This window comes from Bradyrhizobium sp. T-12 (assembly GCF_058314695.1).
Map to the genome: position 1 here is coordinate 433,944 of NZ_JBZFQJ010000002.1, position 25,126 is coordinate 459,069.

At 59.4% G+C, this 25,126-nt stretch carries 23 protein-coding genes; 8 read left to right on the forward strand and 15 right to left on the reverse strand.

Annotation, left to right across the window (positions count from 1 at the left end):
- Positions 1 to 176 precede the first annotated feature (176 nt).
- A complete protein-coding gene (cybH, locus tag AC0WRY_RS36340; RefSeq protein WP_128929508.1) occupies positions 177 to 902 on the forward strand; it encodes a Ni/Fe-hydrogenase, b-type cytochrome subunit in 726 nt (241 codons plus the stop codon).
- A gap of 2 nt (positions 903 to 904) precedes the next feature.
- On the opposite strand, the gene AC0WRY_RS36345 is transcribed toward cybH, so the two are convergent.
- Positions 905 to 2,929 carry a TonB-dependent receptor gene (locus tag AC0WRY_RS36345; protein ID WP_128930141.1) on the reverse strand — a complete coding sequence of 675 codons (2,025 nt, stop codon included), beginning with the start codon at positions 2,927 to 2,929 and terminating at the stop codon, positions 905 to 907.
- 302 nt (positions 2,930 to 3,231) lie between these two features.
- A complete protein-coding gene (locus AC0WRY_RS36350) occupies positions 3,232 to 4,299 on the reverse strand; it encodes a HoxN/HupN/NixA family nickel/cobalt transporter (protein ID WP_128929507.1) in 1,068 nt (355 codons plus the stop codon).
- 653 nt (positions 4,300 to 4,952) lie between these two features.
- Between AC0WRY_RS36350 and AC0WRY_RS36355 the strand changes: the two genes are divergently transcribed.
- The 5 genes from AC0WRY_RS36355 (at position 4,953) to AC0WRY_RS36375 (ending at position 10,259) form a co-directional block, all read left to right on the forward strand.
- Positions 4,953 to 6,389: an ABC transporter substrate-binding protein gene (locus tag AC0WRY_RS36355; protein ID WP_128955162.1), complete on the forward strand. Its 1,437-nt coding sequence runs from the start codon at positions 4,953 to 4,955 to the stop codon at positions 6,387 to 6,389.
- A 57-nt stretch (positions 6,390 to 6,446) separates the two neighbouring features.
- Entirely contained in the window at positions 6,447 to 7,373 is a 927-nt protein-coding gene (locus AC0WRY_RS36360) for a carbohydrate ABC transporter permease (RefSeq protein ID WP_128969536.1), read from the forward strand.
- Positions 7,370 to 8,209, forward strand: a complete 840-nt coding sequence (locus AC0WRY_RS36365; protein WP_128929504.1) for a carbohydrate ABC transporter permease — start codon at positions 7,370 to 7,372, stop codon at positions 8,207 to 8,209. Before AC0WRY_RS36360 ends, AC0WRY_RS36365 begins: the two co-directional genes overlap by 4 nt.
- A gap of 10 nt (positions 8,210 to 8,219) precedes the next feature.
- Positions 8,220 to 9,323 carry an ABC transporter ATP-binding protein gene (locus tag AC0WRY_RS36370; RefSeq protein WP_128929503.1) on the forward strand — a complete coding sequence of 368 codons (1,104 nt, stop codon included), beginning with the start codon at positions 8,220 to 8,222 and terminating at the stop codon, positions 9,321 to 9,323.
- 114 nt (positions 9,324 to 9,437) lie between these two features.
- Complete coding sequence (locus AC0WRY_RS36375) at positions 9,438 to 10,259, forward strand: SMP-30/gluconolactonase/LRE family protein (protein WP_232995569.1); 822 nt, start codon at positions 9,438 to 9,440, stop codon at positions 10,257 to 10,259.
- 477 nt (positions 10,260 to 10,736) lie between these two features.
- Here AC0WRY_RS36375 and AC0WRY_RS36380 read toward each other — a convergent pair whose 3' ends face one another.
- Positions 10,737 to 10,916 (reverse strand): hypothetical protein, encoded by a 180-nt coding sequence (locus AC0WRY_RS36380; RefSeq protein ID WP_128929501.1) that lies wholly within the window; start codon positions 10,914 to 10,916, stop codon positions 10,737 to 10,739.
- A gap of 319 nt (positions 10,917 to 11,235) precedes the next feature.
- Here AC0WRY_RS36380 and AC0WRY_RS36385 point away from each other — a divergent pair, with 319 nt between their 5' ends.
- Positions 11,236 to 11,466, forward strand: coding sequence for a hypothetical protein (locus tag AC0WRY_RS36385; RefSeq protein ID WP_128929500.1), 231 nt, complete (start codon positions 11,236 to 11,238; stop codon positions 11,464 to 11,466).
- Between the two features lie 57 nt (positions 11,467 to 11,523).
- On the opposite strand, the gene AC0WRY_RS36390 is transcribed toward AC0WRY_RS36385, so the two are convergent.
- The 6 genes from AC0WRY_RS36390 to AC0WRY_RS36415 form a co-directional block, all read right to left on the reverse strand.
- Positions 11,524 to 12,108: a cyclic nucleotide-binding domain-containing protein gene (locus AC0WRY_RS36390; protein WP_237864935.1), complete on the reverse strand. Its 585-nt coding sequence runs from the start codon at positions 12,106 to 12,108 to the stop codon at positions 11,524 to 11,526.
- Between the two features lie 344 nt (positions 12,109 to 12,452).
- Positions 12,453 to 14,348, reverse strand: coding sequence for a TRAP transporter large permease (locus AC0WRY_RS36395; RefSeq protein WP_128929498.1), 1,896 nt, complete (start codon positions 14,346 to 14,348; stop codon positions 12,453 to 12,455).
- Positions 14,345 to 15,370: a TRAP transporter substrate-binding protein gene (locus tag AC0WRY_RS36400; protein WP_128929497.1), complete on the reverse strand. Its 1,026-nt coding sequence runs from the start codon at positions 15,368 to 15,370 to the stop codon at positions 14,345 to 14,347. The genes AC0WRY_RS36395 and AC0WRY_RS36400 overlap by 4 nt, the downstream gene beginning before the upstream one ends.
- 179 nt (positions 15,371 to 15,549) lie before the next feature.
- On the reverse strand, positions 15,550 to 16,560 hold the full coding sequence (locus tag AC0WRY_RS36405; protein ID WP_188637396.1) for a transketolase family protein: 1,011 nt from the start codon (positions 16,558 to 16,560) through the stop codon (positions 15,550 to 15,552).
- Complete coding sequence (locus AC0WRY_RS36410) at positions 16,557 to 17,408, reverse strand: transketolase (RefSeq protein ID WP_128929495.1); 852 nt, start codon at positions 17,406 to 17,408, stop codon at positions 16,557 to 16,559. Before AC0WRY_RS36410 ends, AC0WRY_RS36405 begins: the two co-directional genes overlap by 4 nt.
- Positions 17,409 to 17,432: 24 nt before the next feature.
- Complete coding sequence (locus AC0WRY_RS36415) at positions 17,433 to 18,182, reverse strand: SDR family NAD(P)-dependent oxidoreductase (RefSeq protein ID WP_128955190.1); 750 nt, start codon at positions 18,180 to 18,182, stop codon at positions 17,433 to 17,435.
- A gap of 109 nt (positions 18,183 to 18,291) precedes the next feature.
- Between AC0WRY_RS36415 and AC0WRY_RS36420 the strand changes: the two genes are divergently transcribed.
- Positions 18,292 to 19,188 carry a LysR substrate-binding domain-containing protein gene (locus tag AC0WRY_RS36420; RefSeq protein ID WP_128929493.1) on the forward strand — a complete coding sequence of 299 codons (897 nt, stop codon included), beginning with the start codon at positions 18,292 to 18,294 and terminating at the stop codon, positions 19,186 to 19,188.
- A 78-nt stretch (positions 19,189 to 19,266) separates the two neighbouring features.
- Here the strand turns inward: AC0WRY_RS36420 and AC0WRY_RS36425 are convergent, their stop codons facing one another.
- The 6 genes from AC0WRY_RS36425 to AC0WRY_RS36450 form a co-directional block, all read right to left on the reverse strand.
- Positions 19,267 to 19,989 (reverse strand): LrgB family protein, encoded by a 723-nt coding sequence (locus AC0WRY_RS36425; protein ID WP_128929492.1) that lies wholly within the window; start codon positions 19,987 to 19,989, stop codon positions 19,267 to 19,269.
- Positions 19,986 to 20,366, reverse strand: coding sequence for a CidA/LrgA family protein (locus tag AC0WRY_RS36430; protein WP_128929491.1), 381 nt, complete (start codon positions 20,364 to 20,366; stop codon positions 19,986 to 19,988). The genes AC0WRY_RS36425 and AC0WRY_RS36430 overlap by 4 nt, the downstream gene beginning before the upstream one ends.
- Before the next feature lie 20 nt (positions 20,367 to 20,386).
- Positions 20,387 to 20,767 carry a helix-turn-helix domain-containing protein gene (locus AC0WRY_RS36435; RefSeq protein ID WP_128929490.1) on the reverse strand — a complete coding sequence of 127 codons (381 nt, stop codon included), beginning with the start codon at positions 20,765 to 20,767 and terminating at the stop codon, positions 20,387 to 20,389.
- Positions 20,768 to 20,974: 207 nt separating this feature from the next.
- The gene (gene pyk, locus AC0WRY_RS36440; RefSeq protein WP_128929489.1) at positions 20,975 to 22,387 is read right to left on the reverse strand and encodes a pyruvate kinase; all 1,413 of its coding nucleotides are present in this window, start codon (positions 22,385 to 22,387) and stop codon (positions 20,975 to 20,977) included.
- A 97-nt stretch (positions 22,388 to 22,484) separates the two neighbouring features.
- Positions 22,485 to 24,230 carry an FAD-dependent oxidoreductase gene (locus AC0WRY_RS36445; RefSeq protein WP_164933601.1) on the reverse strand — a complete coding sequence of 582 codons (1,746 nt, stop codon included), beginning with the start codon at positions 24,228 to 24,230 and terminating at the stop codon, positions 22,485 to 22,487.
- A 65-nt stretch (positions 24,231 to 24,295) separates the two neighbouring features.
- A complete protein-coding gene (locus tag AC0WRY_RS36450) occupies positions 24,296 to 25,126 on the reverse strand; it encodes a phosphoenolpyruvate hydrolase family protein (protein WP_128929488.1) in 831 nt (276 codons plus the stop codon).

The following is a 25,126-nucleotide window of genomic DNA, read 5'->3' on the forward strand; positions in this document are numbered from 1 at the left end:
GATTTCCACCTGCGGTTAAAGCGGGTTTCCAATTCTTCGTTGCGTAGGGCCGCTGAAGCGTGAAGAAAAAAATTGCAGGGCGGTGATTTCGCGCCGGCATGCGCGCGATATTCTCGATGGCATGCGCTGATTCGTTTGTTCGCTGCGTCGAATCACTCTCAATGCAGGAGCATGCGATGACGAAAATCTCGGAGATTCCGGGTACGCTGGACGCCGTCGGCGCCGTCGGCACGGATCGCCAATCAATCTATGTCTATGAGGCACCGGTACGGATCTGGCACTGGTTAAATGCGCTAACGATCTCTCTTCTGGCCGTTACCGGTTATCTAATCGCCTCGCCGCTTCCCTCGATGCCTGGTGAAGCTAGCAATTGGTACACGATGGGCTACATCCGATTTGTTCACTTCGCGTCGGGACAGGTGCTCGCCTTCGCGTTCCTTTATCGCGTCTACTGGGCGTTCGTCGGCAACCAGTATGCCCGCCAGTTGTTCGCGTTTCCGATCTACAACCGGATCTGGCGCTGGGGCCTTTTGTACGAGCTGCGATGGTACCTGTTCCTAGTGCGCTACCCGAAAAAATACGTCGGCCACAATCCTTTGGCCAATACTGCGATGTTCTTGTTCGTGATTGTGATGATCCTGATGATGCTGACCGGATTTGCACTTTACGCTGAGGGCGAAGGTCGCGACAGCTTATGGTATGCGCTGTTCGGCTGGTGGTTCTCGATCTTCCCAAACAGTCAAGACGTGCATACAGTGCACCATCTCGGCCTCTGGTTCATTGTGACTTTCGTCATCCTGCATGTATATGCTGCCGTGCGCGAGGACATCGTGTCGCGTCAGAGCATGCTATCGGCCATTATTACCGGCGAACGGACGTTTCGCGACTCGCGACCTGACTGATATCAGAATGTGCCCGCTAGGGTCACTCGGACGGTCAAGGGTTCGACCGGGTGAAGCACATAGTCCATCACACCAATGGCACAGACTGGCGCAGGGGCGGCATTGGCGGCACAGAGATTGTAAAGTTTGTCCGTCTTCAGCAGGGAGCCATAGGCATAGGTGATCTGGTTCGCCTTGCTGTTGAGGAGGTTGAGCAAATCGAGCTGGAGGCGCCAGCCCTTGTCGGTGCGGTAGCCGATCCGCGCGTTGAAGATGCCGGTAGGTTGCGATCGGAAGGCGTTGTCTTCCGTCAGCGGACTGGAGGCGAGATAGCGCCAACGCAGGGCGCCGAACCAGCCCGTCTTCGCGCCGAGCGAGATGCCGGCGGACGCCATCATGGTCGGTGCGTTAGGGATATAGTTGCCGGGCGCGTTGCCGATCTGCGCGGCGGGATAGCCGGCGAGTGAGGCATAAACCTCCGCCTGGTCGCTGTCGTAACCGCGAAAGCGCGCATGGGTCATCGCGAGATCGGCGTCGACGTCAATCCAAGACCGTGGGCGGTAATGGTTGGTCCATTCGAATCCATAGCGGCGGCTCGCGCGCGCCGTCGTGGTATCGCCGGCATCGCCTGAGAACAGGATCTCGGAATCCTGGTCGAGGACGAAGAGGCTGAGCGAGGTGTCGAGATCCGGGACGATCCTCGAACGCACGCCGACCTCCGCGCCCCTGGTGCGGACCAGCAGCGGCGAGCGCGGCAGCTTTGTCCCGGGATCGCTCGGATCTTCCGTCGTCGTCGCACCCCGCGCGTCGTTCGAGTGCATGCCATAGCCGGCGCCGAAAAAGAACTCGGTCTTGTTAAAGGGACCGACCACGATGCGAAGCTTGGGACTTCCGATCGTAGCGTTGGCATGGCCTGAGTTGTTCGCATCGAACAGCGACGTCACGTCGGCCGCGTAATAGTCCCCGCGCCAACCGACCGTGGTCCTCAGCCAGTCCGAAAAGTGCAACGTACTCTCGGCGTAAGCGCCGATGCTGCCTTCCCCGACCTTATCGCTGCGTACGTTGGACAGGAAACTGCGCCGGTGGGTGTCGGTGAGCGCGAGATCGATGGCGTCGTAACGGGACTGCAGGCCGAAGGTCGTCTGCATCGGCAGCCCAGCGAATGAGCCATCCATCGTCCGTGCGATGTTAGCGCCGGCCATTAGGCGGCCGTCGTGCTGGTGAAATTGGTCGCCGACAACGGGATTGGCCAGGAAATAAGTGAAGTTATTGTAGAGATCGAGCTCGCTCTTGACGACATAAGCGTTCGCCTTCCAGGCCCCGGAATTATCGCTCTGCGCCACGCGCGCCGACAGGGCAAAACGGTTTGCGTTGCCGCCGTCAGTCGGGTCTTCAGATCCAAACCGATCCATCAATCCGTCCGTCATGGCGCGCTGCGGCACCTGATCGGTCGAATTCCATCTGTTGGCGTAAGCCATGCCCGTGACCGACACGCCGTCGGTGGCCGTGCCCTGACTGTAGCGCAAGAGCCCATTGAGCTTGCGGAGGTTGTCCGGGTTGTCCCAGGGGCCGTTGTAGGTCCCAGCCTCGCCGGCGAGGAGCAATGTCCCATCGCCGAGCCTCGTCGAATCCATGCCGAGGAAGCGGCGATATCCAAAGCTGCCGGCGGTCATCTGCGCTAGCCCCTTCACCGTGCGGTCGATCAGGCCGATATGCACGGCGCCGGCCGAGGAGAAGTCGCCTTCATCGGCGAAGTAAGGCCCCTTCTTTACCTCCATGGCGGCGATCGCTTCAGGAATCAGCCAATTGAGGTCGGCATAGCCCTGGCCGTGGGCGTGAGTGCGCATGTTGGCAGGCACATCATCAACATAGATCGCGAGATCCGTGCCATGATCGAGATTATAGCCGCGCAAGAAGTACTGGTTCGCTTTGCCCTCGCCGGAATGCTGCGTCACAATGAGCCCCGGTACAGCTTCGAGCACTTCGCCCGGGCGCATCACGGGCCGCGCGTTGACGTCTTCGCCTGATACTGTGATCTGGCTTGCCATGCTCGACGCGGGAGCCAAGGCCGCGCTGCTCTTGGCCGATACCGCTGAGGCTTGCCCGCCCAGCTGGCTACTGGACCCTATGCCGAGCGCTCGATCCGAGCGTGGCGTTGGAGCTCTTCGCGGTCGCCGTGGGATCTCCTCACGAGTGACTATGACTGCAGGCAAGGTGTAGCTAGTCTGGATATTGTCTCCAGAGCTAGGTTCAGCGTCGATCATGAGGGCGCAGATGCTTAGTGCTGCAATGCTCGTCCAGCGGGCAAAGACGGCAGGCTTCGAGCGGCTCGACAGCATCGCTGCAGCCGCTAAGTCGCGCGTGATGTCGGCAAGGCGGTTCGAGTGGTCTTTCCCTTCCATGCAACGCGATACAGCAGGAGAGATGCTAGCCAGGCGAGAGCGAACAATGACATCACGCCGAAGCCTAAGATGGCTTGTGATCCCTTGAGGCGATCGACGAGGCTCGAAAGGGCACCCGTGAGCTCAAGCTGATCGCTGATCAGGCCAAGCGTTTCCACGCTGCCGATGAACAGCGCAATCGCGACTGAGGCACCTGTGATTGTCAGATTGTACCAAAGCTTTCGGGCCGGATCGACGAAAGCCCAGCGATAAGCGCTGGCCATAAATGCTGAATCCAAGGTATCAACCAGGGACATTCCGGCAGCGAAAAGTGCAGGAAAGACTATGGCCTGCCAGAGCGACAGGCCGCGCGCAGTCTCAGAGGCAGAGAGGGAGAGCAGGCCAATTTCGGTCGCCGTGTCGAAACTTAATCCGAACAGGAATCCGAGCGGATACATGTGCCAGCTTTGCGTCACAATTCGGAAGATCGGGCCGAGCAAATGCGAAAGAAGACCGCTTCCGGCTAGGGGCGCATCGAGTAATTGTGCACCGTAGACGCCGCTGGCCTGCGCTGCACGCATTGTGCGCCACAAGTTTGCGAAGATCGCAAAGTTGACGGCGGCCACGCCGAGCAGGAAGACGGCTGAAACCGAGGTTCCGAGAAGGCCGCCCAAGTTTTTGAGCAAACCCTCTCCGCCGAGGGTCATGACGCCGGCGGCAAGCAGGATCATTGAAGCGAGAACGATCGTGGAATGGCCGAGCGCAAAGTAGAGACCTGCAGTTTCGGAGGCGCGGCCGGCATGCATCAGCTTCCGCACGACATTGTCGATTGCCGCAATATGATCGGCATCCACGGCATGGCGCAGACCGAACACCCAAGCGAGCAGCGCGGTTGCCATTACCGACGGCTGACCGGCGAACAGCGCAACGGCCCAGCCCCAGGCTGCAATGTTGGTCAGCGTCAGCCCTGCCAGCAACAAGACAGTTCTCAACTTAAGGCCTTTCAAGAGGCCACTTCGTGACGTGACCTGCCCCATGCGGCGCCACTCCCCTGGTATGATCTTTTTGTCGAACTCTCATACCCTGAGCAATATTCAGGCCAAGTAAGACCATGGCGTAAAAGGGCGCCAAGCGATTGCACTTGCAAAAGAATCCCTGTCGATAGCGAGTTACGCCTTAAAATAGGCGATGCCGCTCGCAAACTAACTAACCATATTCGGCAAGGTACTTCCCATCCCTGAAGAAACGTATTCGTAGTTCAGCAAAGGCTCGCAAGGGCGCAACTGGCTTGGCCAATGGTCCGCCGTGCTTTGACCGGATTTTCTTCAGCTTTGAGGCTTGAGCGGGCCGCAGCAGAGACTGCTGACAGGTGAATGTGGCTCATCGGTGGTTGCAAAGTTCTCATTTGCCGGCCGCTTCCGCCTCACAGCAGAGTGACGCCAAAAGCAAATACATCGAGAGCTTTTGGGGGGAAGGCGTGTTTTACCAAGGCGAAATCGCGTTCGTGCCTATCGGGCAGCGCGGCCTGAGCGCGGATGGCCATCCCCAGAAGACACTCATCTGTTCGTTCGACAGCCCTCCGACGGTGCGGCAGTCGACGTCCAGCATGGGTAACCGGTCGACGCGCCGAGGCAAAAGCTCCGGGGCCACCTTGGCGGCTTAGGATTGCTCAAATGAAGAGGAGGAAGGCATGAAGTTCAGGACATTGTTGGGCGTGGCCGCTATCCTTGCGCTCACAGGTGTATCGGCTCCTGCCGCTGATAAGGATGCCGCCGACATTGCTGTCGAAGCAGCAAAGAAATATGCGGGCACGACGATCAGTATCGTCTGGGAGGCGGGCCTTCAATCGCTCGACCCGCTCAACTATTCGGGTCCGAAATGGGAGAAGCTCACTGGCATCAAGGTGAAGGTGGTCGAGGTGCCGACCGACCAGATGTTCACCAAGATCATGCAGGATTTCAAGTCGGGCGCCGGGGCCTATGACGCACTGAACGTCATTCCATCCTGGATGCCCGACCTGGCCCGGGCCGGAGCGCTCGAGCCCCTGGACAAATATGTCGACAAGTTCGGCTATCGCGACGAGTTGCAGGACATCGCCGCAGCCTATCGCGACAACCAGATGCAGTATGACGGCAAGATCTTCGGCTTCCCGGACGACGGCGATGTGATGCTGCTCTACTACCGCAAAGACATTTTCGAGGATCCGAAGATGAAGGAGGGGTTCAAGGCCAAGTTCGGCTACGAGCTCGCTCCGCCCAAGGATTGGAAGCAGCTTGACGACATCGGACAGTTCATCACTGACAAGATGGCGCCCAAGGTCTATGGCGCCGGCTTCTTCCGAACTGCGCCTTATCCGCAATACATGTTCCAGGAACGTTTCCGCATGGAGGGCGGCAAGTTCTTCAATGCCGATACGATGAAATCGACGGTGAACAGCGATGTCGGCCTGAAGGTCTTCAAGCAGATGTTGGCCGAGAACAAGTTCATGCCACCAGGCGTGGAGCAATGGAATTTCGTCGACAACTTGGCCGCGTTCCTCCAGGGCACCACCGCCATGACGATCTCCTGGCCCCCTTATGGGCGTTGGGCCGCCGGCTACGGCTCGGGCGAGGAAGCGCTGAAATGGGTACCCAAATCGCAAGTCGCCGGCAAGGTCGGGTATGCGCTCACGCCCCTCGGTCGCCCGGAGCTTGGCGTCGGTTTCGACCTGTCCGTCTCGGCCACGAGCAAGAACAAGGAGGCCGCTTATCTCTTCATCCAATGGCTGAACAGCAAGAAGACCAGCCTTGAGCGCGTGCAGCTCCCCTATACGCTCCGCGATCCCTTCCGCCTGTCGCACTACGCGAGCGAGAAATACCGTGCGCTCTGGCCTGATGCTCCTGCCTATCTCGACACGATCAAGACATCTGGCGAGAAGGGCCTGCTCGATCTCTCCCTGCTGCAGCAGGACAAGTACGACGAGGCGATGACCAAGGCCATTTCGAGCCTCTGGGCCGGCGAAGATCCGAAGACCATTCTCGACCGCATGGCGCAGCAGTTTGATGCCATCACCGAGAAGGTGGGCATTGAAAACCAGAAGGCGGTTTATAAGGTCTGGGCAGCAAAACCAGGCGCTTATCCGCAATAGTTGGCTTGGAGGGCGCGCGGGAGGCACCGCCTCCCGTGCGGCGCGATTCCTGGATTGATGATGACGTTCTCTTTAAGCTTTAATGGCACTGAACATCGCCGCCCGAGCCGGCTCGGGCGTGTGCTCGAGGACCGCCTACCCTATCTCATCGTTGCGCCCGCAATATTGGTTCTTCTCCTCGTCGGCCTCTTTCCCCTCATCTACTCGTTGATCGTGAGCTTCCAGCGCATCACGATGACGGACAATGATACGTCTTTCGCCGGCTTGCTGAACTATGCGGAGTTGTTCAGAGATACCCGTTTGTGGGCATCGCTCGGCCACACCGCGATCATCACAGCAATCGCCCTGCCTCTCGAGCTACTGATCGGCTTCCTGATGGCGCAGCTCTTCATCGACCGCATGCCCGGGCGCCAGCTCTTCGTCGCGCTCTTGGTGCTGCCGACGGTGATCTCTCCGATTGTTGCTGGTGCGACCTGGCGCCTGTTGTTCGACGTCCGCTTTGGTCCCATCGGTGAGATACTCAGCTTTTTCGCCGGCGAACCGATCCGGATCCTGTGGACCGTCAACCCTGCTTACGTCTATCCGGCGATCATCATCTGCGAAGTTTGGCAGTGGTCGCCGTTCATGTTTCTGCTGCTGCTCGCTGCGTTGTCCAATGTCGATCAGTCTCAACTGGAGGCTGCTGAGATCGATGGGGCATCGTATCTGCGCGTGCTTCGCGCGATCATTCTGCCGGCGATCGCGCCCGTGATAGCTGTTGCATGCCTTATCCGCGGCCTCGACCTCGTGCGCATCTTCGACATCATCTGGGCCCTCACCGAAGGCGGGCCGGGCTCGATGACCGAGACGATTTCACTCTACACCTATGTGCAGGGCTTCTCGCAATTCGAAACCAGCTACACCGCCGCGATCTCCTTCCTGGTGATTGCGCTGCTCACTCTCATTACCACGCTTGTCCTCAAGCGCATGGAGATTGCGCGATGAGGCTGATGAAGCTGCCCACCAGGAAGGGGCGCGTTCTGGTGCTACGCTATATCGGCGCCGGCGTCGTCACTTTGCTGTTTCTATTTCCGGTTTATTGGCTGTTTATGATTTCGTTCAAGACGCCGGACGAGATCTATCACGTGCCGCCATTGTGGATGCCTGGGCAGATCCAGTTCTCGAATTATTATGTCCTATTCAAGGATGGTGACGTCATGGCCATCCTGAACAGCCTGATCGTCGCCGGCGTTAGCTCCGCCATTGCCATCATTCTTGGTACCCTATGCGCCTACAGCCTCGCCCGCTTCGGCACGGGTGGCGAGAACCTTGCGATGTGGATCATTTCCCAGCGCATGATCCCGCCGATTGCGGTCGTCTTCCCGATCTTCCTCATCTACGTCTATTTCGGTTTGGTTGACGGCTACTTCGGCCTGATCGTGCTCTATACCGCGTTCAATCTGCCCTATGTCATCTGGATGATGCGGGGTTATATCGTTGATGTTCCGCTCGAGCTGGAGGAAAGCGCCCTCGTCGACGGACTGAACCGATGGCAGGTCATCTGGAAAGTCGTCTTCCCGATGGTGCGCCCGGGGCTCATGGCGACTTCGGTCTTTACTTTCGTGTTCGCCTGGAACGACTTCCTCTTCGCGCTGGTGCTCACGCGTACCGAAGTGATCACTTTTCCGGTCATGCTGACGCACTATTTCGGTGGCCAGTCGAACTTCTGGGCCAAAATCGCGGCGATGTCCGTCCTGGGGACTTTGCCGATCTTCGTCGCAGTTACGGTAATGCAGCGCTATCTCGTGCGCGGCATCTCGCTCGGCGCCGTCAAAGGTTGAGGAGATTAGAGTGGCCGACGTCAAGTTGACCGGAGTGCACAAATACTACGGTAACGTGCATGCCGTTCGGGGACTAGACTTAACCATCAGCGATGGCGAATTCGCTGTGCTCGTGGGTCCGTCAGGCTGCGGCAAGAGCACGCTTTTGCGGACGATCGCCGGTCTCGAAGATCCGGACGACGGCACGATCGCGATTGGCGGCGCTATCGTCAACGATCTGCGTCCGCGCGAACGCAACATTGCGATGGTCTTTCAGAACTACGCACTCTATCCCTATTTAACCGTCAATGAGAATATCGCGTTCGGCCTGCGCGCCCGCAAGACGCCAGAAATCGAGATCAGGAAGCGGGTCAGCGAAGCCGCCGAGATGCTCGGCATCGGCAATCTCCTCCAGCGTTATCCACGTCAGCTCTCCGGTGGACAGCGTCAACGCGTCGCGATCGGACGGGCCATCGTTCGCAAGGCGGATCTTTTCTTGTTTGACGAGCCGCTCTCGAATCTGGACGCCCAATTGCGTGACGAAATGCGAACCGAGATCAAGCGTCTGCATCACGAGATCACCACCACAATGATCTACGTTACACACGATCAGGTCGAGGCGATGACGCTGGCGGATCGTATCGTGCTGCTACGCGATGGAAAAATAGAGCAGCAGGGAGCTCCACTCGAACTGTTCGAGCGGCCGCGAACGGGCTTCGTGGCGGGCTTCCTCGGCTCTCCTTCGATCAATCTCATACCGGCAACCCTGACGGCGATGAATGGCGGGCTTTCTGTCGTTTTCGGTTCCGGAGAGTCCCTGACTGTGCCGCCTGCGAAGGCCACTGCCCTTTCTAGCGTGGCGGGACGTGAGGTCATTGTCGGCATTCGGCCTCAGCATTTCGGCCGAGCCGGCGACGGACCATTGCGCGATGGGGTGGTGCCCTATTCAGCGGTCGCCGATCTCATCCAGCCTACAGGTACTCGTACCTTCACGACCATCAAGATCGGCGGAGTAGACGCAGTCGCGGAGCTGCAAGCACATGATGTTCAGAGCCATGGCGAGCGAATCCAGCTCGCCATCGACCTCAATCGGATGGTGCTGATCGATCCGGCCACAGGCTCGGTCATCGCCTAAGCGCAAGAGTTCGCAAACCCAACAACGGGATGCAGGGGGAAAAGCATGGCATCGAGACTTTTTGCTAGCGGAATCGGAGCGCCCGAGGGGCCAATCTGCCTCCCCGACGGATCGATGTATGTCACGGAGATGTCCGCATCGACGTTGTGCATCACGCGGCTCGATCAGCGAGGCAATCGCAGAGTGGTTCGCGCGACGGGCGGCCGCCCGAACGGACTGACGACGGACGGCCACGGCCGCATCTGGATCGCGGAAGCGGGCCTGCGGGCGCTGATTTGCATCGACCAAGCCGGAAACGAGATCCGGCGCATGCAGGGCGAAGGCGCCGATCGCTTTCTATTTCCGAATGACCTCTGCTTCGGCCCCAACGGACTACTCTACATGACTGATTCAGGCATGGCGGCTGAGGATTTCATCAACGGGCAGGCCTTCGTCGAGGGCTATATGGACCTTGATTGGGACGGCCGCGTCTACGAAATCGATCCCGCGGCCATGAAGGTCCTTCGCGTCCTCGATCGCAAGATCCGATTCACCAACGGGATTGCTTTCGGGCCCGACGACCATCTCTATGCCAACGCATCGTTCACAGGCGAAATCTACCGCTATGACGTACTCGGCAAGCCAATGCCTGAACGTGTTGTTTTCGGCAATGTGCTGCAGCCCGACTCCAATCCTGACTTCAAGGGGCCCGACGGGATGGCTTTTGGCACCGACGGCCGGCTCTATTGCACAGTCTATAATCAGAAGAACGTCACTGTGCTCGACCGCGGCGGCAACGTCGTGGACCGGCTCATGCTGGATGGGCCGCAACCGACAAATTGCGCCTTCACGATTGAAGGCAAGAAGTTGCGCGTGACAGAGGTCGGCAAGGGCCAGGTTGAAGAGCTCGATGTGCCCTGCGAAGGGGTGCCTCTACATCTGCCTAAATTCGGTTAAGGTTGGAAACTCGTTTCCGGTCGGCACGCGGCACTTGGCACAGAGCAACTAGCTGGTGCAGGCCGCAGATGAGTTGGCGGCAGCTCGCGGTCTTAGCATTTCGCGACGGCGCGCCTGGGGCGGATACATACGAGCATGAACAGTTCAAAACAGGAGCTAAGACAAGTGGGGCCGCTGGCTTGCCGAGGATTATGGCCACCGGCCCCGGCGTCAGCTACTTGAAATTGCCCTGCCCCAGGTGCAGTAGCGATAGCTGACAGGCACGAGATGGCCCGGCGGCGGCTCCTCCGCAAATCTCGGCTGCAGTTAACGTAAATGGCAGGGCGCGAGGTGATGTTATGTTTTGTTTTGGTCAGCATGGCGGTGCCGCCAGTTGAAGTGCCGTGATCGTCGCCCACCAGGACGGCCTATGTCGCGGAGCCGCGAACGGAAGTTGGGCAATTACTCGTCCGGCTACGACGCGAGTTGAGTGATTGGTTAGGTCGGAACTCCTTGCGAGCCGTTAGTTGATCGCGAGCGGAGCTCAAACTCTAGCTCTGTCAGCTTTTTGATCAGCTGCTCAATAACCGCCTCGTAATCAGAACGCGTGAGTGAGTTCACGCCACGGGAGGCGAGCTCGTGCTGCAGGATTGTTGCCATCACGGCCTTGACGCTCATAGGACCTCATCTGAAATGATTTCGCATCAAATCTCAAACCAAGGAGACAATCAACAAGGAGGAGGATGGAGCTGGAAGTGTCGCTGCATTCCGATCGATTATCAGCCCCAGGGATGCATACGTACCCAAAAGACTTTGAGCCTGGATATTCGATGCTCCTCCACCAGTTGGCCGATTTGCTGACTCCGCTTCCCGTCTTTGCTTTATGAGCTGGTCAAAAAGCCACCATCAGCTAGCACGAGAGCAGCTCTTGTGGTAATTGCAGTCCATAGGTCCATAGTTTGTTTTTGAAGAGTTTCATTTCGAGGACGATTTGTTCGTGACGATGGTTGCCGTGCTTTGCCAATTTGCATCCGCCGATTGCGTTGATAAGATCGTGACGAGCTCTGCATTCGACAGCACGCTTACTTTCCAGGGCTGCGTTATGAACGGCCAGACAGGGCTGGCCCAGTGGAAAGAAGCGCATCCAATTTACCGCTCAGATACTTGGCATATTCAGCGGCACAAATGCATGCCGGGAGATTACAATATCGCTCACCACAAAGCGTAGAGATCAAAGAAGCTACGCAACGCCCGCCACCGCGGTGTCAGCGAGAGCGTATGCGGTTCATCTAATGTCCCCAGCGCAACGCGCGGACGGGGCTTGCCGGGGCTCTGTTCGCTCGGAAGCATTTGAGCTAAGCCGAGTGGCTACAGGACGAAGAAAGTACAGCGAGAGGCCAGGGTTCCGTTCGCAAATCCTCTTTAATGCGTCGGCCTTGATCCAGAAAAGCTCCAAATCGCTGGCCGCTCGAGCAGATTGCGTGCGGCGGCGTCGATCCACGGCGAACAGCCCAACCTCACCAAAAACCTCTCCTGGATACAAGAGCTTGTCTATTTCGGGAAGCTCGACTTGTCCTGATCCGATGAGATAGAGTGCATCGGCGTGATCCCCTTTCTCGAAGATTGTCTCTCCAGCCTTGATCCGCTGTGTGTGCATGAACGGCTGAAGCCAGTTCGGAGAAAGATCTGTATTAGCGGCGAGCTTGGCGCGGCGTAGTACCAAGACCATGCGGACGAAGTAGGCAGCGTTTAGTGGAAGCAAAATAAAGTGCAGAATCAGCACAGGGTAGATACCGGCGCCAGTGGCATAGACGATGAATGCGAGATTGCTGCAGATGGCGACGGCCCGCAGAGTCAGCATGGTGTGCATGCAGAATGTCACGAGGACGAGCGAAGAGGCCAGATAGCCACAAGCTTCTATCCACGTCATGGCAGCCTACTTTGCTGCTTTAGGCGCAATGAATCACCTGCAAAGCGCGGGCCAAGCGTTCATCAGAAGACGAACGGCTGACGTACCGCCTCAGCCGAGCCGGAGCCTGCTTCGCTCTGTTGGTTATCCAAGGCTGCACGCCGCGCATATGAACCAGTTCACACGCTGATCGGGGCGCTTCGCTTCGCCAGCGTTATAAACTGCTGCCGGTGCCAGCAAGTTCTATCCGCTCGCGTCACTTAAGGTGGCAGCCGATCGCGGTCCGGTCACGGGACCGGATAGTCTTATTTCAGGAAGCCGATAGACAGCCAGGGCACCGCGGCGACGATCAGCGTGCCAATGAGCAGCGCAATCATGTATCCCACGATTGGTCTCATACCGTCGTCCGGGTTAATGCGGCTGATAGCGCAGGCCGCGTAGTAGCCGACCCCAAACGGCGGTGCGAACAGGCCGATGCCCATCGCGAGAACCACGACCATTGCGTAATGGACATCGTGGACCCCAACCTGCCGCGCGATCGGGAACAGGAGCGGACCGAACAAGACGATGGCTGGGATCCCCTCCAGCACGCTGCCTAGAATCACGAAAGTTACGATCGTCACCGCTAGGAAGACGGGGACACCGCCGGGAAGGCTGGTCATGAACTTGGCAAGCGAGGCTGAAAATCCCGACTGGGTCAGCGCCCAGGCCATTCCTGTCGCGGCGCCGATGATGAGCAGAATCGCGCCCGACAGGGAGGCCGTCTCGACCAGCATAGGATAGATGCGTCGCCAGTCGAACTGGCGGTAAATGAGGAGACCGGCGCAGGCCGAGTACAAGATGCCGATGGTCGAGACCTCCGTTGCCGTTGCAACGCCTTCGACGACGGCGGTCCGGATCACGAAAGGCAAGGCGATCGCAGGAAGAGCAATGACAAAGGCTCGGCCGATCTCCCGCCCAGTCGCCCTTTTGACGTGAGAGAGGTCCTCGCGCCGGTAGCGCCACCACACGATCGCCCCGAGCATAACTGCGAGCACCACGCCCGGGAGCAATCCGCCGGTGAATAGCGCGGAGATCGACACGCCCGTCACCGAGCCGATCGTGATCAGAACCAGCGACGGCGGAATCGTTTCGGTTTGCGCCCCCGTGGCGGCCAGCAACGCAACGAGGTCGCCGGGTTTGGCGCCACGCTGCCGCATCTCGGGAAACAGCACAGGGGCCACGGCCGCCATATCTGCCGCCTTGGACCCTGAGATACCGGAGACCAGATACATAGCCCCGACCAGGACGTAGTGCAGCCCGCCGCGGACGTGGCCGAGGAGACTTGCGAGGAAACCGACCATTGCGCGAGCCATGCCCGTCATCTCGATCAGCAGGCCCAGGAAGACGAAAAGAGGCACGGCGAGCAGGATCAGATGGCTCATCCCTTCATCCATCCGCCCGATCATCACTACGTCCGGCGTGCTCGTCGTAAGCGTGAGATAACCCACGGTGGCGAGACCGAATGCAAAGGCAATCGGAACGGCGGCAAAGACCATCGCACCGACAACAAAGACGAAGAAGATCAGAAGGTTCAGATTGCCGAGCGGCTTAAAAACCGGCGCGAGCAGCACGAACGCAAGGATGAGACCGGCGACGATCGCTAGAGAGGCCAACAAGCTGCGTAGATTGGCAATTCGGCAGAGCCGGAGGGCCGCGGCGATCAGCATCAGCCCAATTCCGATCGGTAGCGCCGCCGCACGCCAAGTGTTGATGATCTCCAGCGCCGGCGTGGTGACGAAGGCCTCGTCGGCGGCAAATTCATAGGCCGGCCAAACGACGAGCAAAAGAAACGCCAGCGAGGCTGCGGCCGCCACCACGTCCAAAAACGCACGCACCTGGGCACTGAGCACGCCGACGATGGCTGTCATACGCATGTGCTCGCCGCGCTGGAAAGCAATGACGGAGCCGAGCATGGCAAGCCAAAGGAAGAGAATACCGGCGAGTTCGTCGGACCAGACGATGGGGGAGCGGAATACGTATCTGCCTACGATTCCTGCGGCCAGGATTGCGACTTCGGCCAGGACGAGTAGCGCGGCTGGGACCGCGACGAGGTGGCCCAACATCGTGTTCGCTGTTACCGCCCAATGTCGGGGACCCCGTTCAGTCGAGGCGGTCGCTCCACCGTCATCAGCATGTGGAGCGTGGCTCACGCTGCTCATGACAGCTGACCCGCCGCTTTTTCGAGCTGCGACCACGCCTCCTCGCCGAATTTGCCCTTCCAGTCGGAGTAGAAGCTAGTCTTGGACAAGGCTTGTCGGAAGGCGGCGCGATCGACTTCGATAAATTTGAGACCTTTGGCCGACAGATCGGTGCGCAAGGACTGGCTGAGCTTTGCGATATCAGCCCGCTGATCGACGGCGGAGCGATCTAGTTCGCGGGTCACGACCTCCTGAACATCCTTCGGTAAGCGCTCGAATGCGCGCTTGTTGGCGAGGATCCAGTATCCGTCCCAAACGTGCCCGGTCAGGCTGCACGTGCTTTGCACTTCGTAGAGGCGGGCGGTTGCAATGATCGGCAACGGATTCTCCTGGCCGTCCACGACTTTGGTCTGTAACGCGGAGTAGACCTCGTTGAAGTTAATAGGCGTCGGGCCGGCTCCAAGCGCCTTGAAAAGCGAGGTCAAAAGCGGCGCCGGGGGGACGCGGATCTGGAAATTCTTTAGATCGTCAGGGCTGCGGATCTCACGTCCGGAAGAAGTCACCTGACGAAAGCCGTTATCCCACGCTTTGGAAACCGCCATGATCGGAGTTTTGGCAATCTGCGTCCGGATGTAGGTTCCGAGATCTCCGTCCATAGCTTTCCAAACGCTATCGTAGTCAGTAAACGCGAAGCCGGTGTTCACCAGGCCCGCACTTGGGACCAGGGTGGCGAGGATCGAAGAGGACTGATTAAAGAATTCGACGCCGCCGCTGCGGACCTGGGTCATGAGCTCGGTGTCGGACCCGAGCTGGTTGGCCGGAAACAGCCTGATCTCGAGCCGGCCACTGGTAGCCTCTAGAATGCGTTGGATGGCTTCCTGCGCGCGGACGTTCACCGGATGCGTCGGATCCTGGCCGGTTGCAAATTTATAAACGAATTCGGCCGCAGATGCCGGTCGAGTGAGAATTGCGCAGAGAGGTACGGCCGTTGCAGCTTTCAACAGGGAACGCCGGCTGATATCTCTGCGTTTCGATACGCTCATGTCTTCCTCCTCGTTCTATTTACCTAGCGGTGGCGATCTCAGCGCAGGCGGCGCAGCCGTTCCGCTCATTCGTGTGCCCGCGTCTTGAGTGCCGGCATTTGGGCAAAAGCCAGCGTTCGCCGCTGCAAGGTGCGGCGGGCAACGTTGAGTACAGCTTGTTGGACCTCAGCCCAGCGGCGCTAAAGCCACTGTTTGATTTGCCTTGCGACCTCTGCGGTGGAAATCCCGTAACGGTCGTGCAGCGTTGGAAGCGCGCCGGCGTCGAGAAATTCGTCCGGCAATGCGATCTGGCGGAAAGGCGGATGTGCCCCAGAACGCAAGAGGAGTGCGGCAATTGCTTCGCCGAGGCCACCAATGGTCGTGTGATTTTCGGCAACGACGACAAGCCGTGCCGGCTTGCTGGCCTCACGCAGGATAGTCTCTGCGTCGAGGGGCTTGATGGTTGGAACATGCAGCACCGCTGCATCCACGCGGTCATCCTTCAAAGCTTGGACGGCCTCGAGTGCCCGCATGGTCATGATGCCGGACGAGATGATCAGGACGTCCTTGCCATCACGGATCAGCTTGGCCTTTCCAAGCTCGAACTTATAGTCGTATTCATCCAGAACGACAGGCACCTGGCCGCGCAGCAGGCGCATGTAGACTGGACCTTGATGCGCGGCTATGGCTGGCACCACCTGCTCGATTTCACTGGCATCGCAGGGGTCGATCACCGTCATATTTGGCATGGCCCGAAACAACGCGAGATCCTCGGCGGCTTGATGACTTGGGCCATAGCCCGAGGTCAGGCCGGGCAAGGCGCAGACGATTTTCACGTTGCGGTCTTCCTCCGCAATGGTCTGATGAATGAAATCGTAGGCGCGCCGCGATGCGAACACGGCATATGTCGTCGCAAAGGGCATGAAGCCCTCTGCGGCGAGTCCGGAGGCTGCTCCGAACAAAAGTTGCTCGGCCATGCCCATCTGGTAATAGCGGTCTGGAAATTCCTTGGCGAAGATGTGCAGGTCGGTGTATTTGCCGAGATCGGCGGTCATGCCGACCACCTCTGGCCGGCTCCGTGCCAGTTCGACGAGTGCATGTCCGAACGGCGCTGGCTTCGTCTTTTGGCCCTCGGCCGCAATCGAGGCGATCATGGCAGAGGTGGTTAGGCGCGGCTTGCCCGCTTGCGGTGCTGATCTGACGGTCTTCATGCCTGCCTCCCGGCTTCCAGCGCGGCAAGGGCAAGTTGCCATTCGTGCTGCTCGACGCGAATGAAATGGTTCTTCTCGCGCTGCTCGAGGAAAGGAACGCCCTTCCCCATGAGGGTGTCGGCGACGATCATTCGCGGCTTCGGCTCGGGATGCGACTTTGCACGGTCGAATGCTGCGAGCACGGCATCGAGATCATTGCCATCGATACGTTGTACGAACCAGCCGAATGCCTGGAGCTTGTCGACCAAGGGTTCGAAGGCCATGACTTGCGTCGAGGGACCGTCGGCCTGCTGGTTGTTGACATCGACAATGCCGATCAGGTTGTCCAGCTTGTAGTGGGCCGCCGACTGGATGGCCTCCCACACGGAGCCCTCGTCGAGCTCGCCGTCGGAGAACAAGGTGTATACCCGCGCCTCGGACCTTTTGCGTTTGAGGCCAAGGCCCATGCCGACAGCAATGCTGAGCCCGAGGCCGAGCGAGCCACCCGACATTTCCATTCCGGGCGTGTAGGAGGCCATGCCCGACATTGGCAAGCGGCTCTCGTCACTGCCATAGGTCTCAAGCTCTTCCTCGGGGACGATCCCCGCTTCTATCAAAGCCGCATAAAGCGCAATAGCGTAGTGCCCGTTTGAGAGCAGGAAGCGATCGCGTTCCTCCCAGGTCGGATCCTCCGGCCGATAGCGCATCGCGTGAAAGTAAGCCACGGCGAGAACGTCGGAGATATCGAGCGCCTGAGCGATATAGCCTTGGCCCTGAACTTCCCCCATGCGCAGCGCATTGCGGCGAATGTTATAGGCGCGGTCCGCCAGCTTGGGCGTGTTGGTCAACGTTTTGGTCGGCGCTTCCATCGATCTGGACCTTCTCTTGCTGGCTCAGTGGATGAGCATGCCGCCATTGACGTCGATCACGGCACCAGTGACGTACGCGGAGAGATCGGAGGCCAGAAAAGTGTAGATGCCGGCGACATCTTCTGCGGTGCCGAGACGATTGAGTGGAATGCCTTCCAGAATTTTCGCACGCATTTCATCAGTCAGCTTGCCGGCCGTGATATCGGTGCCGATCAGGCCAGGCGTGACGCAGTTGACGCGGATGTTGTCAGGACCGAACTCGCGAGCCATGGCCTTGGCTAAACCAAGAACGCCGGCTTTCGCTGCCGAATAGTGTGGTCCCCCAAAAATTCCGCCGCCACGCTGGGCCGACACCGACGACATGCATGCGATCGATCCGGACTTCCGCGCACGCATATGCGGGATCACGGCCTGGGAGAGGAAGAGAACGCCTTTGAGATTGACGTCTTGAATGCGATCCCAATCGGCGGCTGATATGTCCAGGAGCTTCACCGGCTGGGTAATGCCGGCATTGTTGATCAGTATATCGATACCACCGAATGCCTCGACCGCGCTTGCAACTGCCCGCTCGCAGGACGATTTGTCAGCGACGTCGCAGCGCAAACCGAGGTGTTCCTTGCCAAGAGTGGCTGCTGCCCCTGCCGCGGCTCCGGCATCGATATCGAGGATTGCGACCCGAGCGCCCTCGGAGGCAAACCGCCGGGCGGTGGCGAGCCCGATCCCCCGCGGCGAGGCCGCGCCCGAAATGATGGCTGTCTTCCCGCTGAGCAGCATCAGTTCCTCCCGCAAATTGTTTTCCTTGACAATGCTAGGAATGACCCTCGCTCTCCGCGCCGACAAGCGCACAGTTGTCATGGGTCGATGAATCTGGTTCACTTATGCGATGCTCTCGAATGTTCCGATATCGGCAATTCGCGCCTTTGAGGCGGCGGCCCGCACCGGATCGTTTCGCGATGCGGCGAATGAGCTTCACCTGACGCCAAGTGCAGTCAGTCATGCAATCCGTAAGCTGGAGGACACGCTCCGGACCGTTCTCTTCGAGCGCAGTGCACGCGCGGTGCGGCTCACGCCGGCCGGCGAGAACCTGATGCGACATACCGGCGCTGCATTCGATCAGCTCCGCCGCGGCTTGGAGGAAGTCGCTGCTCGTGGTCCGCAGTTGGTGCGGGTTCACTCCGCTCCGAGCTTTGCAGCGCAATGGCTAACGCCACGACTGGCGCAGTTTCTTGCAGCCCATCCGAAGCTAGAAGTTCGCTTGGCTGCCAGCACAGACTATGCGCGTTTCAGTAACGATGATTTCGATGTCGACATCGTTTACGGTCCGCCGAGGGCGGAGGGCGTCGAGATTGTTCCTCTGCCAGAGGAAACAGTCACTCCCCTATGCTCCCGGAAGCTTGCAAAATCAATCAAGAAGCCGATCGACCTCCTGGATCAGACATTGATCCGTTCAGACGTGAAGCAAGTTCAATGGCATCAGTGGTTCGCCGCCAATGGATTGGAAGCTCCAGCGATTCACGGCATGAGATTCGATCGAAGTTTCCTGGCGATTGCAACCGCCGCCGAAGGACTGGGAGTAGCCTTGGAATCAACGCTTCTAGCGGAGCGCGAATTGGCTAGCGGACGACTGGTTGCTCCATTGGCCGGCCGCGCAACCGATATTCGATACGTCGGTCACAGGCTAATTTATCCGCGCGCCAGCCGGCAACGCTCGGCGGTGCGCGCTTTTGCCGATTGGATCGTCGCCCAGCTCGGAGGCGAAGCTAGCCTTTCCTCCCAGTAAGTATCGCTCGTTGCCGCGATGGTTTGGCTATCCGAAAAAGTGAGGATGGGCCTCGTCAGAACGGCCATGCGCGGTGGCTTATCGCAACAATTGTGTGACTGCGAGAGGGACGAGCAAAGACGTAACCAGCGCGTTCAGGCTCATCGCAATCCCCGAGAACACGCCCGCAACCTCGTCCACCTGAAACGCTCGCGCGGTACCAATGCCGTGCGCGGCGATGCCCGCGGCAAAACCACGCGCACGAAAATCAATGATACCACTCCAATTCATCAATGGCGTGACAATGATCGCTCCCATGATCCCCGTGAGGATCACCGCGACGGCGGTCAGAGAAGGGTCGGCGTGCAGTGTTTCGCTGATCCCCATTGCGACCGCGGCTGTCACGGACTTAGGCGCAAGGGACAGTACAACATCGCGCGGCAAGCCTGCAGCTTTCGCAAGCAGCACAATCGACGCGGCCGCTGTGACCGAGCCCACAACGAGGGCTGCCAGCATTGGCACGATCGAGGCAAGGACGATCCTGCGGTTCTCGTAGAGCGGGATAGCGAGCGCGACTGTGGCTGGGCCGAGCAAGAAATGTACGAACTGCGCTCCGCTAAAATAGACCGGATATGGCGTGCTGGTCACGAACAGAAACACGCCGATGATCCAGACCGCGTGGAGAACAGGATTGGCGAGCGGATGTCGGTGGAGGGCAAGCGACAGCGCTTCCGAGACTGCATAAACCAGTAAGGTGATCGTCAGCCAAAGCAGAGGCGATTGCGACAGATAGACCCAGAGCGAGAATGCATGGTCCTTCATGGCGCCTCATGACCGAACAGCCGGCTGACCAGGCGAAACGTTAGCACGGTCGCGAGAAGGGTCACTACGACGGAAAGGGCAAGAATCAACACAATTGCTATCCCATGAGCATAAATGAGATCGAGTTTTTCCACGACACCCACGCCGGCCGGGACAAACAGGAGAGACAGATTGTTGAGCAGCCCCCTGCTGGCAGTCTCAACGCCGCCGTTTCGCAGCGGTCCTTGAGCGATGATTGCGAAACGGTCACGGACGAGCAGCAAAATCAACAGCAGCAGGAGCCCGACGACCGGACCAGGCAGCAGCAGGCCGAACCCGCGCGTAATGGCCTCTCCGATCAATTGGCAGAGGAGGATAAGACCGAGACTTGCCAGCATGGGGCACCTGAGTAGCACTTTCACACGAGGAGAAGCTGCCGGAAGCTCAATTTTGTTGATTCTTGAGACCGGCGCTGCCCTCCTGCGCTGCAAAAAAGATAACGATTGATAGCCATCTCGATTTGCCGATGGAGCGTCATCGCGGCTGAACACCGGGGCTTGCCTACGACCGGAAGGGTAACTTTGATTCCTGCATCGACAAAGGTCTTTCTCAAGCTTTCCCTCTGCGCGTCGGACATTGGTGTGTCGCTGTACTCCTCGATCCGCCAGATGATCGCCGTGGAGACGCACACCCGCTGGGCCACTTCCTTGACGGACCAGTTCAACAGGCCGCGGGCGGCACGCAGATGCCTGCCGCTGAGGCCCTCATGCCAGCGATACAGCCCGTCTGCTCGCTGCAAGCGGCATTCGACTAAAAAGGCTGTGCGGTTTCGACCGAAACCGCCCATCCGCGCAGAGCTGCCTCGTGGTCGTCAGGCAATGTAAGCTCCTGGCCGGAGTTGCAGCCGGGCTTGGAGCATCTCGTGCACGACCATGCGTAGAGCCTCGCCGCAGTCCGGATCGACATCAAGATGGCTCGACAGACGTTTCAGGGCGAACGGACTGTTCTAGCAGACAGCAACGCGTACGTTGTTTGTCGCGCCTATTTGTCCGAATGGGAGGCCAAAGACCACGACGGCCAAGTCGCCGGACCGCACATAGCCTTCCCGTTGCGCTGCCACGGCCGCGATCCGGGTTATTTCTTCATGGCCGGAGGGATCGCTGGCCACGACACTATGGACGCCCCACAACAGGCACATGCGTCGCGCCACAATGTCGTCTGGCGTCAGAGCAAGAACGGGGATCGGTGGTCGTTTGCGCGAAATGCGGGCTGCGGTCGTCCCGCTCGCCGTGAAGCCGATGATGGCTTTGGCCTCGATCGTGGCGGCAAGATCTGCGCCTGCCGCTGCGACAGCGTGTGGAGGGGTAATCTCTTCGTCGACTTGCGCAGCCCTGATCAAGGAGCGATAGAGACGATGTTGCTCCGTACTCCGGATGATACGATCCATCATGGCGACGGCTTCGGCCGGATAAGCGCCGTTTGCCGTTTCGGCTGATAGCATCACAGCATCGGCTCCATCATAGATGGCGGTCGCAACATCGGAGGCTTCCGCGCGCGTCGGCGTCGGCGCTGCCACCATGGAATCAAGCATTTGGGTTGCGACGATCACGGGCTTTGCGGCCATTCGGCAAGCACGAATGAGCTCTTTTTGTCGGCCAGGCACGTTTTCCGGGGGAATCTCGACCCCAAGATCGCCGCGGGCGACCATGAGGGCGTCGGACAATTTGATGATATCATCGATGTGATCAAGCGCCATTGGCGTTTCGATTTTGGCGACGAGGCCGGCTGCCTCACCGATTAGAGCTCGTGCCTCAATCAGGTCTGAAGGCTTCTGAACAAAGGACAAGGCAACCCAGTCGACGCCCAGCTCTAGGCCGAAGACGAGATCGTCACGATCCTTCTTGGTCAGGGGGTAGATATCAAGCAACGCTCCCGGCACGTTTACGCCTTTTTGATCGCGGATCGTTCCACCGACAATGACGCGCGCTATCATGTCGCCATCGCCTGGCTTTTCGAGGCTTAGGCGAACACGGCCGTCATCGATGAGCAGATTTTGACCTGGATACGCAGCTACAAAGATCTCCGGATGTGGCAGAGGGATCGCCTGCTTTCCGCCTCTTGCTCCGTCCAGAACAAAGCGGACCGTTTCGCCGGCCTGCAGCGTGAGCTCACCCTCTTCAAGCGAACCGATGCGCAGCTTCGGGCCTTGCAGATCTTGTAGCACGCCGATGGGTCGGCCGAATTCGCGCTCGAGCGCGCGAATGGCGGTAAAGGCGCGCGCGTGATCGTCTTTGGTGCCATGACTGAAGTTCAGGCGGAATGTATCGGCACCTGCAAGATCGAGAGCACGGAGTTGGTCGAGCTCGACGGTTGCCGGGCCGATGGTTGCGACGATCTTGGCATGGCGCGAGCGGCGCATCAAAAATCAAACCCCTTGGATGAGCCGCCTTCGAGCCAGCCGCTCCTGGCGAAAGCCAATGCTTCGTCGATCACGCGCTCGCCCCATGCAAACGATGTCAAGCTCCAGAAGCGGCAGCCTTTGTCTTTTGCTGCGTCGCCGATAGGATGGCGTTGACAGCCCGGTACGCGAACACAATCGCAGGCCCGATGGTGATGCCTGCTCCTGGATAGATGCCGCGCATCGGGGATGTCATGTCGTTGCCGCAAGCGTAAAGGCCCGCGATGGATCTTTCCTGCCCGTCTAGGACCTGGCCGCAAGTGTCGGTTGCCAGGCCGGTGGCCGTGCCGAGCGTTGCCGGAACGATTGGAAGCGCGATAAACGGGCCTGTCTTGATGGGTCCGAGATTTGGGTTTTTCTTGCTCACGGCCGGATCGCCGAGCGTGCGATTAAAGGCGGATTCACCGCGTTTGAACAGCGGATCGCGCCCCTCAGCAGCGTGCGTGTTGTGCTCTTCGACGGTCTTTTCAAGCGCAGCCGGATCTAGCCCCAGCTGTTTGGCAAGTTCAGGAATTGTCCGGCCGACCTTGATGTACCCAAGGCGCGCATATTTTCCGATCCTCAAGGTCCAGGGCCAGGGCAGCAGATGTCCCATACCTCTCAACCGTACGAACTCCAGGTCGCAGATGAAGTAAAATCGCTTATCTGCCGGATAGCCGCTGGTGAACATCGCCAGGCAAATGTCGTGATACGAATTGGATTCGTTGACGAAACGCTTGGCATCCGGCCCCACTGCGATGACGCCGGGACGGCCGCGATCGAGCCAGCCATAGGGGACCACTTGGGAGGAGCTGCCGCTCTTGAGAATTGAGACGGGAGTCCAAAAGCCGGCAGAGGCGACATTGTTGTCAATCGCAGCTCCAAGCCTGGACGCCAGGGAAATGCCATCGCCCACAACGTCCACATGGGCCAGCGTGTCATCGTGCTGGTGGGGACCGCTGAGGCTGGCTCTTAACTCTGCGCTGCGAGCAAATCCGCCCGTTGCGAGGATGACGCCATGCGAGGCGCGCACGCGAAGGTCGGAACCGTTCCGCTTGACGACGGCTCCGGTGACACGCCCATCTTCCCTGATCAGCTCTATCAGCGGGGAGCCAGGCCATATCTCGACGCCGTGCTTGCGCAGACTGACGACCAGGCGCGCGATCAGGGCGTTCCCTCCGCTGAGCTCTGTCCCGCGCCTGTGGCCCAGCCGGTCACGCGCGTAGCGACCGACACGCCGCAAGACGTGTCTGAGGGCGGCAAAGGATTGGAAGGGATTGAGGAAGCTTCTGACCTCGCTGGATGAGATCATCATTCCACCAAGCACAACCCGGATGGGATCGCCGATCAGATCGAAATCGGCTCCGAGAAGGCGCCCATCATAGGGAGCCGGGCTCAGTGCCCGGCCCTTGTCGACGCCGCCGATCTGGCTCGAATGATAATCGGGCGCCGAGGCCAGCGTGAAGTTGACCTCTGTCCCGTCCTCAAGGGCGGCAAGTGCAGCTGGGCCGTCCTCGAGATAAGCATCGATGAAGCCTGCCCGGTAATAGGTGCCAAGTTCGTGCTGCAGGTAGGTCCTTGCCTTCGCAAGCGAGTCGTCGATCTTCGCTGAGCGCGCCTGGGGTGAGCAAGGAACCCAGATCATACCATTGGAAAGAGCTGTCGTGCCGCCGAGCCGGGCGGATTTTTCGCAGACAGTGACGCGCAGTCCTGCTTTTGCCGCATAGAGGGCGGCCGAGAGCCCGGCTGCACCACTCCCGACTACGAGAACGTCGGTTGCCCATTCGTGATCCGCCCTTGCGCTTCGGGCGATCGCCACGGTCATGCCCTTGCTTGATTGGCCCATCGGTGTGTCCATTCCAGCCTCGCTGCGATTTCTTGGAACTGAGGTCAGTGATGTTGGGGAAGCGGGACGGCTTTGAATTCCTCGGCTGCCGCCTTTACTGCCCGTTCGATCGGAATTCGTTCGATGGAGGAGGCGCCGACAAATCCGACGCATTGCGTCGACCGGTACACCTCGGCCGTATCCGCGGGCTCTGCGATCGCACCACCATGGCAGAGCAGGACAACGTCGGAGCGCCCGCTCCTGGCCGCGGCGTTGATGTCGTTGATGCGATTGATCGCGTCTTTGACCGACCGCCCTTCCTCATGGCCAACGAGCCCGCCCCGTGTGGCGCCGACATGAGGGATGATGCAGTCGGCCCCGGCGCTTGCCATCGCCTTGGCATCGTCCGGGTTTGCGACATAGGCGAGCGAGAAGATGTTCTTCTTGCGCGCAGATGCGATCATCTCGACTTCGCGTTCGAAGCCGAGCCCGACGCGGCCGCGGCGGTCGCGCCATTTGTCGCCCATGGTCGAGATGGTGGGATAGTTGATCACGCCTGAGAAGCCGGCCGCCCAGAATTTGTCGAGCAACGCATCGAGATCGAGCCGAACGGGATCCCAGGCCTCAACGCCGCCGATCACGGGGATGGAAGAGACAACGTTGCGGATTTCTGCGGCAAGCTCGAGCGTGCGCGCGTTGGAGTCTCCGATCCGGCTGGTCGGAAGCCCCATCAGGCGCGACAGCCCGGTAGAGTAGACCACCAGCATGTCCGCGCCCCCGAGGACAGCGCATTTGGCCACCAGGCCGCAGCTGCTGCCTGCGGCAAGAACCGCTCTGCGCTCGGCCACCTGGCTTGCGATCTTCGCTAGGATTTCGCTTCGCTCAAACATCCGCAT

Coding starts and splice junctions, on each gene's coding strand:
- cybH (WP_128929508.1), top strand. CDS start 177: ATGACGAAAATCTCGGAGATTCCGGGTACGCTGGACGCCGTCGGCGCC.
- AC0WRY_RS36345 (WP_128930141.1), bottom strand. CDS start 2,929: ATGGCAAGCCAGATCACAGTATCAGGCGAAGACGTCAACGCGCGGCCC.
- AC0WRY_RS36350 (WP_128929507.1), bottom strand. CDS start 4,299: ATGGGGCAGGTCACGTCACGAAGTGGCCTCTTGAAAGGCCTTAAGTTG.
- AC0WRY_RS36355 (WP_128955162.1), top strand. CDS start 4,953: ATGAAGTTCAGGACATTGTTGGGCGTGGCCGCTATCCTTGCGCTCACA.
- AC0WRY_RS36360 (WP_128969536.1), top strand. CDS start 6,447: ATGATGACGTTCTCTTTAAGCTTTAATGGCACTGAACATCGCCGCCCG.
- AC0WRY_RS36365 (WP_128929504.1), top strand. CDS start 7,370: ATGAGGCTGATGAAGCTGCCCACCAGGAAGGGGCGCGTTCTGGTGCTA.
- AC0WRY_RS36375 (WP_232995569.1), top strand. CDS start 9,438: ATGTATGTCACGGAGATGTCCGCATCGACGTTGTGCATCACGCGGCTC.
- AC0WRY_RS36380 (WP_128929501.1), bottom strand. CDS start 10,916: ATGAGCGTCAAGGCCGTGATGGCAACAATCCTGCAGCACGAGCTCGCC.
- AC0WRY_RS36390 (WP_237864935.1), bottom strand. CDS start 12,108: ATGCACACCATGCTGACTCTGCGGGCCGTCGCCATCTGCAGCAATCTC.
- AC0WRY_RS36395 (WP_128929498.1), bottom strand. CDS start 14,348: ATGAGCAGCGTGAGCCACGCTCCACATGCTGATGACGGTGGAGCGACC.
- AC0WRY_RS36400 (WP_128929497.1), bottom strand. CDS start 15,370: ATGAGCGTATCGAAACGCAGAGATATCAGCCGGCGTTCCCTGTTGAAA.
- AC0WRY_RS36405 (WP_188637396.1), bottom strand. CDS start 16,560: ATGAAGACCGTCAGATCAGCACCGCAAGCGGGCAAGCCGCGCCTAACC.
- AC0WRY_RS36410 (WP_128929495.1), bottom strand. CDS start 17,408: ATGGAAGCGCCGACCAAAACGTTGACCAACACGCCCAAGCTGGCGGAC.
- AC0WRY_RS36415 (WP_128955190.1), bottom strand. CDS start 18,182: ATGCTGCTCAGCGGGAAGACAGCCATCATTTCGGGCGCGGCCTCGCCG.
- AC0WRY_RS36420 (WP_128929493.1), top strand. CDS start 18,292: ATGCTCTCGAATGTTCCGATATCGGCAATTCGCGCCTTTGAGGCGGCG.
- AC0WRY_RS36425 (WP_128929492.1), bottom strand. CDS start 19,989: ATGAAGGACCATGCATTCTCGCTCTGGGTCTATCTGTCGCAATCGCCT.
- AC0WRY_RS36430 (WP_128929491.1), bottom strand. CDS start 20,366: ATGCTGGCAAGTCTCGGTCTTATCCTCCTCTGCCAATTGATCGGAGAG.
- pyk (WP_128929489.1), bottom strand. CDS start 22,387: ATGCGCCGCTCGCGCCATGCCAAGATCGTCGCAACCATCGGCCCGGCA.
- AC0WRY_RS36445 (WP_164933601.1), bottom strand. CDS start 24,230: ATGACCGTGGCGATCGCCCGAAGCGCAAGGGCGGATCACGAATGGGCA.
- AC0WRY_RS36450 (WP_128929488.1), bottom strand. CDS start 25,126: ATGCGGATGTTTGAGCGAAGCGAAATCCTAGCGAAGATCGCAAGCCAG.